This window comes from Actinocorallia lasiicapitis (assembly GCF_054778695.1).
This window is the reverse complement of the sequence record NZ_BAAGZI010000679.1, coordinates 1-1,625: the sequence shown is the minus strand read 5'-3', so window position 1 is coordinate 1,625 and position 1,625 is coordinate 1. Positions and strand designations below refer to the sequence as shown.

The 1,625-nt window shown below is 70.2% G+C and carries 1 protein-coding gene and 1 pseudogene; one reads left to right on the top strand and one right to left on the bottom strand.

Going from position 1 to position 1,625, the window contains the following annotated elements; translation table 11 throughout:
- Positions 1-428, bottom strand: a pseudogene (locus ACYVE7_RS33685) (inorganic phosphate transporter); the annotation flags it as partial.
- A 178-nt stretch (positions 429-606) separates the two neighbouring features.
- Between ACYVE7_RS33685 and purU the strand changes: the two are divergent.
- Positions 607-1,440, top strand: a complete 834-nt coding sequence (gene purU / locus ACYVE7_RS33680; protein ID WP_460370578.1) for a formyltetrahydrofolate deformylase — start codon at positions 607-609, stop codon at positions 1,438-1,440.
- Positions 1,441-1,625 lie beyond the last annotated feature (185 nt).

Here is a 1,625-nt window from a genome sequence, read left to right as displayed (position 1 = left end):
AGCAGCCGGACGGCCGGAGCGGCCAGCACCCCGCCGACCAGCGGCGCGGCCAAGCCGACGGCCAGCACGTACCCCACCCAGCCGAGCGAAACCGGCAGCCCGGCGCCGAGCCCGGCCCCGGTCAGCCCGCCGACGGTCGCCAGGGTCAGCGACGTGGGCCGTCCGATCCTGGTCAGCACCACCACGACGGCCAGCGCCGAGCAGACCCCGACCACGACGGGGCCGGGGGAGGAGAACGCGACGAGCCGGTCGGTGAAGGTCGTGGCGACGGCCCTGGTCAGGAGGGCGGGCACCGCCACCACGCAGAGCGTCAGGGTCGTGAGCAGCACCCAGACCCTCGGCGAGCTCAGCTTCAGCCCGTTGGTGAGCAGCGCGCCGCCGTCGTTGGCTCCCGTCACCAGGGCGAACACGATCGCCACGGTGAGCACGGTGGAGCCTCCTCACGTCCGGGAAAAGATGAACAGCAGGTGAACAGAAGTCGAATAGTACTTGAATACCCAGCCCGGGGCCGGGGAACGGGCTGTGAGGACGAGCACGCCGGGGCTCCCGCGTAAAGTCGTACGACTCGACCAAGTCGACGGACCCGACCAGATCCAAGATCAAGGTGTGACGTTGAGCTACGTACTGACGCTGTCCTGCCCCGACCGTCCGGGCATCGTGGCCGCCGTGTCCGGCCTGCTGGCCGCGAACGAGTGCAACATCCTGGAGAGCCAGCAGTACGGCGACCCCACCACCGGCCGGTTCTTCCTGCGGATCCAGTTCGACGGCACCGGCGAGATCCGGCCCGAGCTGGCCGCGCTCGCCGCCGAGTTCGCCTGGGACTGGTCGCTGACCGACGCCGCGTCCCGGATGAAGGTCATGATGCTGGTCTCCAGGGAAGGCCACTGCCTCAACGACCTGCTGTTCCGGGTGCGGTCGGGGCTGCTCGACATCGACGTCGTGGCCGTCGTGTCCAACCACCCCGACATGCGGCCGCTGACCCAGAGCTACGGGGTCGACTACCACCACCTGCCCCAGTCGATGGGCAAGCCGGCGCAGGAGGCCGAGATCCTCACGCTGGTCCAGCACTACCAGGCCGATCTGGTGGTGCTCGCCCGGTACATGCAGATCCTCACCGACGACCTGTGCGCCAAACTCCAGGGCAAAGTGATCAACATCCACCACTCGTTCCTGCCGTCGTTCAAGGGGGCGCGCCCCTACCACCAGGCGCACGCGCGGGGCGTCAAGCTGATCGGCGCGACCGCCCACTACGTCACGCCCGACCTCGACGAGGGGCCGATCATCGAGCAGGAGGTGGCCCGGGTGGACCACGCCCAGGGCCCCGAGGACCTGCGCCGGGTCGGCCGCGACATGGAGTGCCTCGCGCTCGCCAAGGCCGTCCGCTGGCACGCCGAACACCGCGTTCTGCTCAACGGCGACAAGACCGTGGTGTTCCGGTAGCAACAGGGTCACCTAGCGTTACGATCCCTGCATGGGTGATCACACGCTCGCGGCCGACCTCCAGGACGACGCCGCGCGGCACAGGACGGCCCGGCGCGTCCCGGCAGGGGAGTTCACGCCCCGGAGATCAGGCGCGGCGCTGGCCGTCGCGGCGGGCCTGACGGTCGTCGGCGGGACGGCCGCGG